Consider the following 12,912-nt stretch of genomic DNA (forward strand, 5'->3'; position numbering starts at 1 on the left):
CGGAGCCGGGATCGTGACGCGTCTCGACACCGCCCTGACCGCGGACCCGGCACGCGTGCTGGCGCGCCTGTTCGTCCCCGGCCACGAGCTCGTGGGGGCGACCGAGTCCCGGGCCACCGGCGTGCTGGCGCGGATCTGCGCGCTGCCCGAGGAGGAGGTCCGCTCGACCCTGCGCAACGTCCTCGCCCGCTACCCGGGACGGCACCGCGACCTGCGCAGCACGCTCGCCGCTCACTACGAGGAGATCGCCCATCGGGTGCCCGACGGCAACGCGTTGACCGAGGAGCGCCGCACGCTGATCGGCGCGTGGTTCACCCACGAGTACTCGATCGAGGCCGCCGCGCTGTTCAACCCGTCGATCGTGCCGCACCCCGACCAGTCCGGCCTCCCCACCGGTCACCTCCGGTTCGTCATGAGCCTGCGCGCGGTCGGCGAGGGCCACGTGTCATCGGTGGAGTTTCGCACCGGGGTGCTCGGCGCCGGCAACGAGCTGTCCCTCGACGACCCGGGGCCGCACGTCGAAACCGGCCGTTCCAGCGAGGCCGTGCTCGACAGGGCTCTGTTCGCCGCGATGCTCGCCGAGGACGGCTCCGACGCGGAGAGCGCGTCGTTCCTGATCGGCAGCGTCCCGGCCCGGTTCGGCGAGCCGGAGCTGGAGCGGGCCATCGAGGCCCTGGCGAGGCAGCAGGTCACCCGACACGGCGCGGCCCGCACCACGGAGCGGGCCCGCCGCATCGCCCGGTGCAGCTACGAGGTCGTGTTCTCCCCACGCTCGACGATCGCCGAACGGGTGCTGTGGCCGCACGGCCCGTCGGAGGCAGGCGGAATGGAGGACGCGCGCTTCGTCCGTGTCGTCTCCGACGACGGCACCGCGACCTACCGAGCCACGTACACCGCGTTCGACGGAGACCGCATCGCGCCCCAGCTCATCGAGACCCCCGACTTCCGTCGCTTCCGGATGTCGCAGCTCTCCGGGCCGGCGGCGAAGAACAAGGGGATGGCCCTGTTCCCGCGCACGGTCGGTGGGCGGCACGTCGCCCTCTCCCGCTGGGACCGGGAGAACAACGCGATCGCGACCTCCCCCGACGGGTTCTCGTGGGGGGAACCGCGAACGCTGCAGGCCCCGACGCGCACGTGGGAACTCACGCAGACCGGCAACTGCGGCTCACCGGTCGAGACCGACCGGGGATGGCTGGTCCTGACCCACGGCGTCGGGCCGATGCGCGAGTACGCCATCGGTGCCCTGCTCCTCGACCTGGAGGAGCCGAGCCGGGTGATCGGCGCACTGCGCGAGCCGCTCATCAGCCCGCGGGACGACGAACGCGACGGCTACGTGCCCAACGTCGTGTACTCCTGCGGCGCCCTCCTGCACGGCGACCGGCTCCTGCTGCCGTACGGGGCCAGCGACGCCTCCGTGCGCTTCGCCATCGTCGACGTGCCGCTCCTGCTCGATCAGCTGGCCGCCGACGGGCCACCGCCCGCGACCCGACACGGCCGGTGAGCGGGCGCACGCTCGTCAGCGGCGGCGATGCGAAGTCGGGGGACCGTCACACAGCCGGCTGCCCCGCTCGCTCCACCCGGGCCTCGGCGCTGTACAACCGGAACATCTCGGCCGCGTCCGGGCCGTCGTAGACCGGCCGCCCGTTCGCGTCAGCGACGTGGTTCAGCCCGCCGGACGGCTGGTTCCGCCACGGTAGCGGATGCGTGGACCCAGGAAACGGGATCTGCCCGACGTCATGCGGCTTCTTCCGGAGGGACGATCTCATGTTGGTGGTCCTCTCTACGGCGGACAGGGTAGCTCGATGTCGTCGACGCGGCGATCATTCAGCTCCCGAAAATGGGTGCAACGACGAGTTCGCCCTGTCCGCCGCTGCCAGCGTACCGCAGAACTGCGCGGACGGGTACCACCGTCGGTGATTTATCGTACCTTCTCCGGGATGTGGTCGATTGCGTACAGCACGTGCACTGCGAGCTCCGCTGCGTCCTTCTCGCTGAGCTTGGAATTTTGCGTCAAGGAATGAGCGACGAGACGAATGCGCTGCTCGTAGAGCGAGATGTAGGTCTTGGTGGCGGTTTCCATGATTGACTCTTCCATCAGACGAGGACGGTCGACACGTGCGAGTCGCCCGTGGGCAGGTGGGTGGCGCTGTACTGATCAAGAGCCGTACTGATCAGGAGTTCGGTGTGCTGACCAGCCTGTTCCCGCTGGAGCCCATCGCCGCGGGTCCGCCGTCGAGATCCCCACCGCTGCTGCGCCACCTCGTCCACGCCGCCGGAATCGGCGGTGCGGGTCAGCAGGAGCGCGTCGATGCCGTCGGTGTTGGCTCGACGACCCGCCGCCATCAGCACCCCGTGCGCCGCGTGCGCTGTGGTTTCGGGCGCTACGACCAGCAGAGTGACACGGTGGCCGGCGCTGAGTACGTCGATCGTCGCTGGATGCTGCGAGCGGTAGCCGGCGAGCCGGACGAGCTGGCCGTCGACCGTGATCCTGCGCGGAACCGGCCCCCAGTCCTCGAGGTGGTAGCTCACCCTCTCGACCGCCCCCAGCCGGACCGCGAGCACGGCCAACAGCGCCGGCAGCTCGGCCGGAAGGTCGCGCGAGCGGGGCCACCACCCGCCGTCCACGAACCCCGACACAGGTCCGCGCGGCTTCAACCGCAGCCGGAGTTGCTCATGGTCTGAAAGGGCGCTGTGAGACTCGCTTCGGGTGGTGGATGCCGACATCATGTCGGTGCTCCGTCCTCGGACGCGGACGCCCGACATGGACTTTCGCCGAAGACGACATGGACCCGAAATGCCCGTGTACTGGCTGAATCCGACAAGTCGAATACTACACCCGTTCGCACCGGAAGTCGCCGATTCTCTCCGCGTCCCAGGTCTGCTCAGCGACGTCGCTCGCGCTCCTCACGGTAGATGAACTCGACGAACTCACTCGCATGGCTACAGGGCGAGCCGTCCCAGCCCACACGGCTGGGATCGATACCGTCCACGCGCTGGAGCCCGTCCTCGTCCTCGACCACCACCCACGCCGCCACCGGGTTGTACGTCATCTCGTCCCCCTCGCGGTACACCGCGTAGTAGCCCGCGGCAGGAACGATTCGAGTGATCTTGTCACCAGGTCGCATCGCGGCCCCTCCTTCACTCGCCGGCATCGCATTTCGGGACGCCGGGGGTCAGCAGCACGGTCCACCGCGACCGGAGCGCCGGCCGTCACCTGTGCGTCTCGGCCACCTCCCTCATCGTGTGCTGCCCCACCTCCGGTTGAGGATCCGGGCCGCTACACCGTAGTGTCTACACTGTAGCGCTAGATCGTAGCGGACAGACGGACAGAGGTAGTGCTACAGCTGCCCGATCCCGGGTATCCCTGCGTCGAGTCCTTGCGATGGCGCCAGGAGGCGTGGGCAGCGAAGGAGTCTCCGTGCACCCGCGGGCATCGTCCCCGGGCGGGGCCCTCCCGAACGCCCTCCACGCCGCCGCCAGACCGGCCGCAGCACGACGACTGCCGCACATCCGATATTCAGAGGAGAAACCGAGCATGACCACGTTGACCACCCCGTCCACCGCACGTGGTGGCCCGCCGTCAACCCGTGATCCCCAGCGCGGCGGCCCCAAACCCGTCCTCGACGGGCGGCGCCCGCCCGCTGAGAGCGCACTGGTCTACATCTTCACTCTGTTCCCGATGCTGGCCCTGGTCGCGGCCGTCCCGCTCGCATGGGGATGGGGCCTCAGCTGGCTCGACATCGGACTCGCCGTCGCCTTCTACCTGCTCTCCGGCTTCGGCGTCACCGCCGGGTTCCACCGCCACTTCACCCACCGGGCGTTCAAGGCGAACCGGGGCCTGCGCAACGGCCTCGCGATCGCCGGCAGCATGGCCCTGCAGGGCGATGTCATCACCTGGGTCGCAGACCACCGCCGCCACCACGCCTTCTCCGACAAGGAGGGCGACCCGCACTCGCCGTGGCTGTTCGGCACCACCCCGGCCGCGCTGGCCAAGGGCTTCTTCCACTCCCACCTCGGCTGGCTGTTCGCCAAGGACCGCACCAACGCCGCCCGCTTCACCCCCGACCTGCTCGCCGACCGCGACATCGCCCGGATCAGCCGGCTGTTCCCGGTCTGGACTGTGCTCAGCCTCCTCGCACCCGCCCTGCTCGGCGGCCTGATCACCATGTCGTTCTGGGGTGCCATCACCGCGTTCTTCTGGGCCGGGCTGGTCCGCGTGGCCGTGCTTCACCACGTCACCTGGTCGATCAACTCGATCTGCCACATGATCGGCGACCGCCCCTTCACCGCACAGGGCAAGGCGACCAACTTCTGGCCGCTGGCGATCCTGTCCATGGGCGAGTCCTGGCACAACCTGCACCACGCCGACCCCACCTGCGCGCGCCACGGCGTGCAGCCCGGACAGATCGACATGTCCGCGCGTGTCATCTGGGCGTTCGAGAAGCTCGGATGGGCGCACAACGTCCGCTGGCCCACCGCCACCCGCATGGCCCGGCTCAACGTCAACCCGGCAGCCTGACCCCCGCGCGCGGCCGATCCGCGGATCCGTCGCCGGAGGGTCGAGATTCGCCGCAGCTGCTTCCGGCGATCGAGCGATGTGTAGCGGATGGTCCGCCGCCCCGGCTGCTGGTGGTGGACCTGACCCCCGTGACCTTCCTCCGTCCCTGCGGTCAGCGGTGACCGGGGAACTGGAAGCGACAGACGGGGTCGGTCGAGACTCGCGCAGTACGTCGGCCAGGGCCTGGGAGTGCGCGATCTGCGCGTCACGCTGTCCTGCCGATCATCCTCATGCCCGTCCGCCGTGGCGGGCATACCGACGTCGGAGCCGCGCCGCGAGCCCGACGGCATGAGATGGCCCCACCGACGGGTTGTTCGCTACCCTGCGTCGGTGAGTCGTCCGGATGCGCTCGGTCCGGATCCTGTCCAGCTCGCGCTGTACACGCAACGCGATCAGCAGCCGTGGGTCGTGGGCGCCCTGGACAACGCCCCCGCTGCCATCGCCGTCGTCGACGGCCCGGAGCACAGGTGGCTCTACGCCAACCAGACGTTCCGCGTGGCGACCGGGAACCGGCCCCTGATCGGCTCGACCTTCCTCGAGTCGCTGCCGGACCTGGCGGACGCGGTCACGTTTCGCGGGCAGTTGGACCACGTCCTGCGAACCGGCCTGCCGAACCACGCAACGGATGCACGAGTTGATCTCGACCGGAACGGCGACGGACTCACCGAGGAGAGCTACTTCAACCTCTCGTACTCGCCGGTGAGCGGCCCGGACGGACGGCCACGCGGCGTGCTCATCGTCGCCGTCGAAACGACGAGTGAGGTGCTCGCGCGGAGAACAGACGAGCGCCGGGCCGCTCGGGAACAGGTGCTGCTGAGGATCCTGACGGCCTCGACGACCGTCCTTGCCGCGGAGTCGAAGCTGAGCGCACTGGCCGACGCGGTCGTCCCCGTTCTCGCAGACGCCTGCACCGTCCACGTCCTCGATCACCCGGTATCGGCCGGTCGGCCGCCGAAACTGCCGCTCGTCACCCACTGCACGGTGGTCACCACTCGAGAGGAAGCACGGACAACCCCCCTGCCCGCCGGGAAGCTCACGCTTTGGCGGGGTGACGATCCGGTCACCGATGCGGTTGCGGCCGGGCGCCCGGTCATCCGCCCGTCTCTGACCCACCGCGTCCCGCACTGGGCGCACGAAGCCGGAACGGTCGACCTGATCCAGGCGTTGGATCTGCACAGCGAGGCGGCCGTCCCGGTCATGGACGAAGGACTCGTGCGCGCCGTGATCTTGTTCGCCGCCGCTACCAGCCGCCCTCCCTACGGGATCGACGACCTCGAGTTGTTCAGGCTGATCGCGGAGCAGGCAGCCGTCACGTTCCGCCAGGGAATGCGGTACGAGCACGTCCGCGACAGCTCGTTGACGCTCCAACGCGCGTTGATGACCGAGCCGCCGGCGCAGCTGGGCGACGTGCAGATCCGGGTGCGCTACGAGCCCGCCGCGATCGACGCCGCAGTGGGCGGGGACTGGTACGACGCCTTCCCACTCCCCAGCGGCGACATCGCGTTCGTCGTCGGGGACGTCGCCGGCCACGACATCGACGCAGCTTCTGTCATGGGCCAGCTGCGCAGCATGCTGCGCGGGTTCGCCTACCACCTCGATGCAGCGCCGTCGACCGTCCTGGACGCGCTCAACCACGTCCTGATCGGGATGAGGCTCGCAAGCCTGACCACCGGCATCTACGCGAGACTCACCCCCGCCGGTGGAGGCCGGACCCACAACGTCATGTGGTCCAATGCCGGACACCCACCGCCTCTCCTGGTCCATCCGGACGGGCACGTCGACGTCCTCCGTGGGGCCCACGGTGCAGCACTCGGGGTCGTGATCGACGTGCCACGCACCGACGCCCGGATCGAGCTCCCGAACGGGGCAACGCTGCTCCTCTACACCGACGGCCTGATCGAGCGGCGTGGAGAGGCGCTCGACGACGGCCTGGCGCGGCTGGTGCGCCGCGCCTCGACGATGGCCGCGCGGTCACTGGACGAGATGTGCGACGACCTCCTGACGGACGCTCCGGACGACGACGACATCGCAATGGTCGCCTTGCGCAGTGCCGGGTAGCTAGCACGCCCACCTTGGATGACCGGCCACGAAGATCCAATAGGAATCAACCGTCTGGTCCTGCAACGGTAGATCGTGATCATGTAGCTGGTCGACGGCGGTAGCGGCTGGTTCGGGCGCTGTGTTGGTGTCGGGTCGTCGGCCCGGCTGCGCGACAGGTAGAGCTCCAGGTCGATCAACGCGTACCAGCTCATGCCCGTCGATGCGCGATCTTGGCTGGGAAGATCGCGAGTATCGGTTGTCCACGGCTGTCGCCGCAGCCATGGCCAACCGATACCGCGGATCATGAACGTGACCGGCACCCGGCGGTCCCGCCAGCCGCTTCGGACGTTGGAGGGTCGTCTCCGTGACCGGGTTGTTGGCGGGTTCGGCCGGCGGCATGGTGCTCGCCCCGGGGTCACCGGGGCGACCCCGGGAGACGGTAGTGACGCCAAACTCCCGAAGGCAGCCGGCGCGGACCCCACACCACCAGCAACTCTGCGCCGGACACCATCACGAACCCCGGCCTCAGCAAGCTAGGCGAGCGACCCGACGGTCACCTTCCACTCGCGCAGCGTGCGGTCCTTCGTGACGTCGTGCTGCGTGTAGGGGTCCTGCTCGACGAGCCGCTGCGCGCCGGCTTCGTCGTCGGCCTGCAGGACGATGACGCCGCCGCTCAGGTCCGCCAGGGGGCCGGCGGCCACGACGGCGCCATCGGCGCTCAGCCGCTCCAGGTGTGCGACGTGGTCGGCGCGGCGCTCGCTGCGTTGCGGTGTGTCGTTGTAGGCGTAGGTGAGAACGAACAGGGGCACGTTTCCTCCTGGGGGAACGGGATGGGGCGGGGACTGTTCATGCGGACAGCCCGTAGACGCGGCGGGTGTTGTCGGCGAAGATCCACCGCTGTTCCTCGGGAGACCTCGAGGACAGCGCGTCGCGCCACGCGTCGACGAGGGGAGGCATCGCGGTCCAGAGCTTCTCCACCGGGAAGTTGCTGCCGAACATCGCCCGCCGCGGGCCGAACAGGGCGAGCACCTGCTCCGCGACGAACCCGACGAGGCCCGGGTCGACTCGATGCACGAAGGTGCCCTGCCCGGTCAGCTTGACGACCACGTTGGGCTGCGCGGCGAGCGACCGCATGCCGCTCGTCCAGCGGGCGACCTCGTCGTCGTCGCCGGCGTCGACGAGCATGCCCGCGTGCACCAGCACGAACGTCGTGTCGGGGCACGCGGCGACGAGCTCGGCCGCGGCCGGCATCTGGTCGGCGAAGACCTGCAGCTCGAAGAGCAGGCCGAGCTCGGCGAGCCGGCCGACGTTGCGCACGAGCACCGGGTCGAGCAGGGCGTCGGGCGCGGAGGCGAAGCGGAACTCCTCCCGCGGGTGCCAGTGCAGCTGCAGCCGGGTGCCCCGGACCAGCGGGGAGATGGCCGCCTGCGTATCCAGCACGGACATCGCGTCCGGGCTGAACAGGTCCGCCGAGCCGACCACGGCCGACGGCCAGCCCGACTCCCGGTGGACCTCGGCGAGCCACCGGACCTCGTCCACGGCCCGGTCCATCGGCCAGTTGGTCTGCACGTAGACCGACTCGACGATGCCGGCGCTCTTCGCGTCCTGCACGTACTCGTCGATCAGGTAGTCGCGTCGGATGGGCTCGTGCGGACCGAAGATCCGTGGCACGTTCCCCTCGGCGAGCCACGGCAGGTCCCGCGGCCGCCAGACGTGGTGGTGGCAGTCCACGACGGGGCCGTCGTAGCGTCCGTGCCGGCTCATCGATCCGCCTTCCGGTCGGCGAGCTCGTCCAGGCCCCGCAGGACGCGCTCGGGGGTGAACGGCATCGTGGTCAGCCGGACGCCCACGGCATCGAAGATGGCGTTGGCGACGGCCGGGATCGGGGCGTTCGCGGTCATCTCACCGATGCCCTTGGCGCCGAAGGGGCCGTCGGCTGCCGGCCGCTCCAGCAGCACGCTCGTCTGCGCCGGGGTGTCCGCGGGGCCCGGCATCAGGTACTGGCTGTAGTCGATCGGCCCGTGTTCGCGGGAATGCGGGTAGTACGGCTCGGTCGACTCGAACAACGCGTGCGAGACGCCCATCCAGGCGCCGCCCTCCACCTGCTGGTTCACCAGCGCCGGGTTCAGCGCGCGGCCGATCTCGTAGGTGTTGTGCAGGGTCAGCACCTCGACGACGCCGGTCTCGTCGTCGACCTCCACCTCGGCCACGGTGCACGCGTGCGCCTGGCAGGAGTCGGGATCCATTGCTCCGGTCTCGGGATCCGGGTAGCTGCGTTCCTTGAGGAACATCCCGCGGCCCGAGATGCTCCTCCCCTGCGTGAAGTGCGCCGCGCCGGCGATCTCGCTGATGTGGAGCCGCCGGGATGCCACCCCTCGGACGGTGACGTAGCCGGTGCCGTCGGTCTCGAGGTCGGCCACGTCCACCTCCATCTCGTCGGCGGCGACCTGGAGCATGATCTCGCGGGCCTCGCGGGCCGCCATGATCACCGCGTTGCCCACGCGGTGGGTGCCGCGGCTGGCGAAGGTGCCCATGCAGTGCGGCCCGGTGTCGGTGTCCGCGGTGTCGATGATCACCGACTCGTACGGGATGCCGAGCACCTCGGCCGCGCACTGGGCGACCACGGTTCGCAGGCCCTGCCCGAGATCCACCGAGGAGAGGGTGACGACGAACGCCCCCGTCGTGGTGGCGTGGATCAGTGCCTGGGACGGGTCACCGCCCAGGTTCATCCCGGTGGGGTAGTTGACCGCGGCGTAGCCCCGGCCGCGACGCAGTGCCATCAGCCCTCCCGGGGTGTGGTGGAGGACAGCCGGCGGTACTGCGGGTCCAGCTCGTGGCCGACCAGGTCGGCGGCGCGCTGGATGACCTCGATGAGGCCGGTGCCCGACGCCTTCTTGCGGTGAGCCTTGACGTCACCGTCGCGGTAGGCGTTCTTCAGGCGCAGCTCCAGCGGGTCCATGTCGAGCGCACGCGCGATCCGGTCCATCTGCGACTCCAGCGCGAAGTCCCCGATCGTGACGCCGAACCCGCGCATCGCGCTGGACGGCGTCCGGTTGGTGTACACGCAGTGGGCGTCGATGTGGACGTTGGGGATCGTGTAGGGCCCCGGGAAGTGGGCGGCGGCCTTCGTGGTGCCGTAGGGGCTGTGCCGGGAGTACGCGCCCGCGTCGACGTGCAGGACGACCTTGCGGGCGAGGATGCTGCCGTCGTCCCGCACGCCGTCGGTGATGACGATCCGCTCCGCGGCGCGAGGCGAGGAGACCTGCATCTCCTCCTCCCGGCTGTAGCTGAACTGGACCGGACGGTTGGTGGCCGAGGCGGCGATGCAGGCCAGCGGCTCGACCATCACGTCCACCTTGCCGCCGAACCCGCCTCCGACCGTGCCGCCCACGACCTGCAGGTCGGCGAACGGGCGATCGATGATCAGCGCGGTGTTGTCGAGGGTGAAGAAGGCCGCCTGCGTGTTGCTGTGGATGCGCAGCCTGCCGTCGCCCTGCGGGACGACGATGCAGCCCGTCGTCTCCGTGGGGGCGTGCTCGATCGGGGCGGATCCGTAGGTCCAGGAGAAGACGTGGTCGGCGGCGGTGAACCCGGCGTCGACGTCGCCGAACCGGACCCGGCGGCAGTGGTGCCCCTCGTAGACGAAGTAGTTGGTGCCCGACTGCTTGATCACCGGGGCTCCGGGGGCGAGCGCCTCCTCCACGTCCAGCACCGCGGGGAGGTCGGTGTAGTCGACGGCCACGAGGCCCGTCGCCTCCCAGGCGGCCTCCTCGGTCTCGGCGACGACGGCGACGATCGGCTCCCCCCGGTAGAGCACCCGGTCCTCGGCCAGCACCGGCTCGTCGTTCGGCTCGATCCCGATCAGCCGCAGCACGGTGTACCAGTTGTTCGGCACGTCCTCGTGGGTGAGGACGGCGACCACCCCCGGCACCTGCCGGGCTGCGCCGACGTCCACCCGGTCGATCCGGGCGTGGTGGCGGGTGGACCGGTGCACCTTGAGGTGGAGCAGCCCCCGCGGCGCGGTGTCCTCGAAGAACCGGGTGCGCCCGGTGACGTGACCGTGCGCGTCCGAGCGTGGGACGGTGGAGCCGATGACGCTGAACGAGCCGCGCCGCTCGTGCGGGAAGTAGTCGTGGTCGATCGGGTTGACGCGGACCATCAGCTGCCCACCTCCGCGGAGTTCCGCTCGGCGGCGTCCAGCACCGCGGCCACGATCGGCTGGTAGCCGGTGCAGCGGCAGACGTTGCCCGAGAGCCCCTCGTGGACCTGGTCGCGCGTGGGTGCCGGTGTGCGGCGCAGGAGCGCGCACGCGGACATGAGCATGCCCGGGGTGCAGAAGCCGCACTGCTGGGCGAAGTTGTCGACGAACGCCTGTTGCAACGGGCTCAGCCCGCCGTCGCCGCCTGCGAGGCCCTCGACGGTGGTGACCTCCGCACCGTCCACGGTGACCACGGGCACGAGGCACGACACGACGGGTTCGCCGTCGAGGAGCACCGTGCACGTGCCGCAGGCGCCTTGCGCGCATCCGCGCTTGGTGCCGGTCAGGCCCAGGTTCTCCCGCAGGGCCCCGAGCAGGGTGGTCGACGGACGGGCGATCAGCTCCCGTGGCGAGCCGTTGACCGTGAGGGTGACGATCTGGGATGGCACCACACACTCCTCGATCAGTGGCCGAGCAGGGCTCGGCGCAGGTGGACGGGGAAGACGCGACGGCGGTACCAGGCGGAGGCGTGGGCGTCGTCGAAGGGCTCGATCACCGGCTCCGCGGCACGGGCGGCGGCGCGCACGCTCTCCTCGTCGAGTGCACGGCCCGCGAGCGCTCGTTCGGCGGCCTCGCACCTCATCGGCCGCGGCGCGAGGCCGCCGAGCGCGACGCGCACGTCCCGCACCACACCGTCGGCCATGGTGAGCACCGCCGCGACCGTGACGATGCTGGCGGAGTTGAACCGCCGCCTGCCGGCCTTGTGGTAGCGGAAGACCGCCGGCCGGGCGAACCGCACGCCCGTGACCAGCTCGTCCGGCGCCGAGCCGGTGAGGAGCATCCGCTCGAGCGGCTCGGTGCGGGAACCTCCGGGTCCCCGGATCTCGACGTCGGCGTCGAGCGCGAGCAGGGCCACCGCGAGATCGCCGTACGGCTGACGCACGAAGAGGTTCCCGGCCACGGTCGCCAGGCTCCGCACGGGGCGGGCGGCGATGGAGCGGATGCACGGGTGCAGGACGGCGAGACGCTCGTCGTCCTCGATCCGCGCCAGGGTGGTCGTCGCCCCGATGCTCACCGCGTCGGCGCCCACCGCGACCCGGTCGAGACCGGCGCGACGCAGGCTGACCAGGCGCGTCGGCGGCGTGGAGCGGTCGTTCAGGCGTGGCATCAGGTACGTGCCGCCGGCCAGCGGCCGGGCCTCGTCGGCAAGTGCGGCCTGCACCGCGTCGAGGCTCTCCGGCACCAACACGGCGGTCAGCATCTTGTCGAGCCTCCAGCGTCGTCGCAGGATTATCGATATCGATAATTAGCGTAGGAGCGGCACCGTCCCCCGGTCAAGCAGTGCCGGGCGGCGTACCGCCACGGCGAGGACGGAGGATGGCCGCATGACGGACCACGAGCGGCGGCCCGCCGACGAGAGCGGCGCCAGGCGCTCCGTCGCCCCACGCGTGTCCCGCCCGACGTTCAGCCGCCAGATCCGGGACGGGTTGCTCGAGCGCATCACGTCCGGCGAGTACGCCCCCGGTGAGCGGCTGGTGGAGACGAGGATCGCGGCCGAGTTCGGCACGAGCCAGGCGCCGGTCCGCGAGGCGCTGCGCGACCTCGAGGCCCTCGGGCTGATCGAGAGCCGCCCGCGGTTGGGCAGCACGGTCGTCCCGTTCGCCGAGCAGACCCTCCGCGAGGCCTACGTGGTCCGGGCCGCCCTGGAGGAGGGGGCCACCCGGCTGTGCATGCTGCGCGGCGCGGTCCCCCGCTCCGCGATGGAGAAGGCGATCACGGAGATGCGCCGCAGCGCGGAGGCCGGGGATCCCGCCCTCATGAGCACCTCGAGCACCGCCTTCCATCGCGTGGTCGTCGAGGCGAGCGAGAACCGCCTGCTCATCCGGGCCTGGGAGGCGCTGCAGATCGAGGCCCGCACATCCATCGCGCTGATGGTCCTCGAGCCCGATCTCGCCACGGTGGCCGAAGAGCACCAGCAGCTGCTGCAGGACATGCTCGCCGGCGACGTCGAACGCGCCTGCCGGCACGCCCGCGAGCACCAGCTGGCCTACGCGCAGCTCCCCCATCGCCGGTAGGTCCGCGACCCGGTGCATCGCGCCTCGGGTCGCGGAGAGGC

Annotated in this window: 13 protein-coding genes; 4 read left to right on the plus strand and 9 right to left on the minus strand. The window is 70.6% G+C overall.

What is annotated here, in order from left to right; genetic code table 11:
• The first annotated feature begins 13 nt into the window (after positions 1–13).
• The gene (locus tag ACU436_RS39225; RefSeq protein WP_459032206.1) at positions 14–1,501 is read left to right on the plus strand and encodes a glycoside hydrolase family 130 protein; all 1,488 of its coding nucleotides are present in this window, start codon (positions 14–16) and stop codon (positions 1,499–1,501) included.
• A gap of 417 nt (positions 1,502–1,918) precedes the next feature.
• Here the strand turns inward: ACU436_RS39225 and ACU436_RS39230 are convergent, their stop codons facing one another.
• From ACU436_RS39230 to ACU436_RS39240, 3 genes are all read right to left on the minus strand, one after another.
• On the minus strand, positions 1,919–2,080 hold the full coding sequence (locus ACU436_RS39230; RefSeq protein WP_459032207.1) for a DUF6307 family protein: 162 nt from the start codon (positions 2,078–2,080) through the stop codon (positions 1,919–1,921).
• 14 nt (positions 2,081–2,094) lie between these two features.
• The gene (locus ACU436_RS39235; RefSeq protein ID WP_459032208.1) at positions 2,095–2,727 is read right to left on the minus strand and encodes a DUF5994 family protein; all 633 of its coding nucleotides are present in this window, start codon (positions 2,725–2,727) and stop codon (positions 2,095–2,097) included.
• Between the two features lie 155 nt (positions 2,728–2,882).
• Positions 2,883–3,125 carry a hypothetical protein gene (locus ACU436_RS39240; RefSeq protein WP_459032209.1) on the minus strand — a complete coding sequence of 81 codons (243 nt, stop codon included), beginning with the start codon at positions 3,123–3,125 and terminating at the stop codon, positions 2,883–2,885.
• A 410-nt stretch (positions 3,126–3,535) separates the two neighbouring features.
• Between ACU436_RS39240 and ACU436_RS39245 the strand changes: the two genes are divergently transcribed.
• Both ACU436_RS39245 and ACU436_RS39250 read left to right on the plus strand, forming a co-directional pair.
• Entirely contained in the window at positions 3,536–4,519 is a 984-nt protein-coding gene (locus ACU436_RS39245; protein WP_459032210.1) for an acyl-CoA desaturase, read from the plus strand.
• Positions 4,520–4,888: 369 nt separating this feature from the next.
• Positions 4,889–6,616 (plus strand): SpoIIE family protein phosphatase, encoded by a 1,728-nt coding sequence (locus ACU436_RS39250; protein WP_459032211.1) that lies wholly within the window; start codon positions 4,889–4,891, stop codon positions 6,614–6,616.
• Positions 6,617–7,131: 515 nt separating this feature from the next.
• On the opposite strand, the gene ACU436_RS39255 is transcribed toward ACU436_RS39250, so the two are convergent.
• The 6 genes from ACU436_RS39255 to ACU436_RS39280 are packed head-to-tail and all read right to left on the minus strand — an operon-like array spanning position 7,132 to position 12,057.
• Positions 7,132–7,407, minus strand: a complete 276-nt coding sequence (locus ACU436_RS39255; RefSeq protein WP_459032212.1) for a YciI family protein — start codon at positions 7,405–7,407, stop codon at positions 7,132–7,134.
• Positions 7,408–7,444: 37 nt separating this feature from the next.
• Entirely contained in the window at positions 7,445–8,362 is a 918-nt protein-coding gene (locus ACU436_RS39260; RefSeq protein WP_459032213.1) for an amidohydrolase family protein, read from the minus strand.
• Positions 8,359–9,378 carry a xanthine dehydrogenase family protein molybdopterin-binding subunit gene (locus ACU436_RS39265; RefSeq protein ID WP_459032214.1) on the minus strand — a complete coding sequence of 340 codons (1,020 nt, stop codon included), beginning with the start codon at positions 9,376–9,378 and terminating at the stop codon, positions 8,359–8,361. Before ACU436_RS39265 ends, ACU436_RS39260 begins: the two co-directional genes overlap by 4 nt.
• Positions 9,378–10,757 carry a xanthine dehydrogenase family protein molybdopterin-binding subunit gene (locus ACU436_RS39270; protein ID WP_459032215.1) on the minus strand — a complete coding sequence of 460 codons (1,380 nt, stop codon included), beginning with the start codon at positions 10,755–10,757 and terminating at the stop codon, positions 9,378–9,380. Before ACU436_RS39270 ends, ACU436_RS39265 begins: the two co-directional genes overlap by 1 nt.
• Positions 10,757–11,245, minus strand: coding sequence for a (2Fe-2S)-binding protein (locus tag ACU436_RS39275; RefSeq protein WP_459032216.1), 489 nt, complete (start codon positions 11,243–11,245; stop codon positions 10,757–10,759). Before ACU436_RS39275 ends, ACU436_RS39270 begins: the two co-directional genes overlap by 1 nt.
• Before the next feature lie 14 nt (positions 11,246–11,259).
• Positions 11,260–12,057, minus strand: a complete 798-nt coding sequence (locus ACU436_RS39280) for an FAD binding domain-containing protein (protein WP_459032217.1) — start codon at positions 12,055–12,057, stop codon at positions 11,260–11,262.
• A gap of 124 nt (positions 12,058–12,181) precedes the next feature.
• On the opposite strand from ACU436_RS39280, the gene ACU436_RS39285 reads away from it, so the two are divergent.
• Positions 12,182–12,871 carry a GntR family transcriptional regulator gene (locus ACU436_RS39285; RefSeq protein ID WP_459032218.1) on the plus strand — a complete coding sequence of 230 codons (690 nt, stop codon included), beginning with the start codon at positions 12,182–12,184 and terminating at the stop codon, positions 12,869–12,871.
• Positions 12,872–12,912 lie beyond the last annotated feature (41 nt).

The organism is Pseudonocardia wallangbongensis (genome assembly GCF_054486945.1).

Excerpts from the sequence above, each read along its gene's own strand:
- ACU436_RS39230 (WP_459032207.1), bottom strand. The coding sequence starts at position 2,080 with ATGGAAACCGCCACCAAGACCTACATCTCGCTCTACGAGCAGCGCATT.
- ACU436_RS39270 (WP_459032215.1), bottom strand. The coding sequence starts at position 10,757 with ATGGTCCGCGTCAACCCGATCGACCACGACTACTTCCCGCACGAGCGG.
- ACU436_RS39245 (WP_459032210.1), top strand. The coding sequence starts at position 3,536 with ATGACCACGTTGACCACCCCGTCCACCGCACGTGGTGGCCCGCCGTCA.
- ACU436_RS39235 (WP_459032208.1), bottom strand. The coding sequence starts at position 2,727 with ATGATGTCGGCATCCACCACCCGAAGCGAGTCTCACAGCGCCCTTTCA.
- ACU436_RS39285 (WP_459032218.1), top strand. The coding sequence starts at position 12,182 with ATGACGGACCACGAGCGGCGGCCCGCCGACGAGAGCGGCGCCAGGCGC.
- ACU436_RS39280 (WP_459032217.1), bottom strand. The coding sequence starts at position 12,057 with ATGCTGACCGCCGTGTTGGTGCCGGAGAGCCTCGACGCGGTGCAGGCC.
- ACU436_RS39265 (WP_459032214.1), bottom strand. The coding sequence starts at position 9,378 with ATGGCACTGCGTCGCGGCCGGGGCTACGCCGCGGTCAACTACCCCACC.
- ACU436_RS39240 (WP_459032209.1), bottom strand. The coding sequence starts at position 3,125 with ATGCGACCTGGTGACAAGATCACTCGAATCGTTCCTGCCGCGGGCTAC.
- ACU436_RS39260 (WP_459032213.1), bottom strand. The coding sequence starts at position 8,362 with ATGAGCCGGCACGGACGCTACGACGGCCCCGTCGTGGACTGCCACCAC.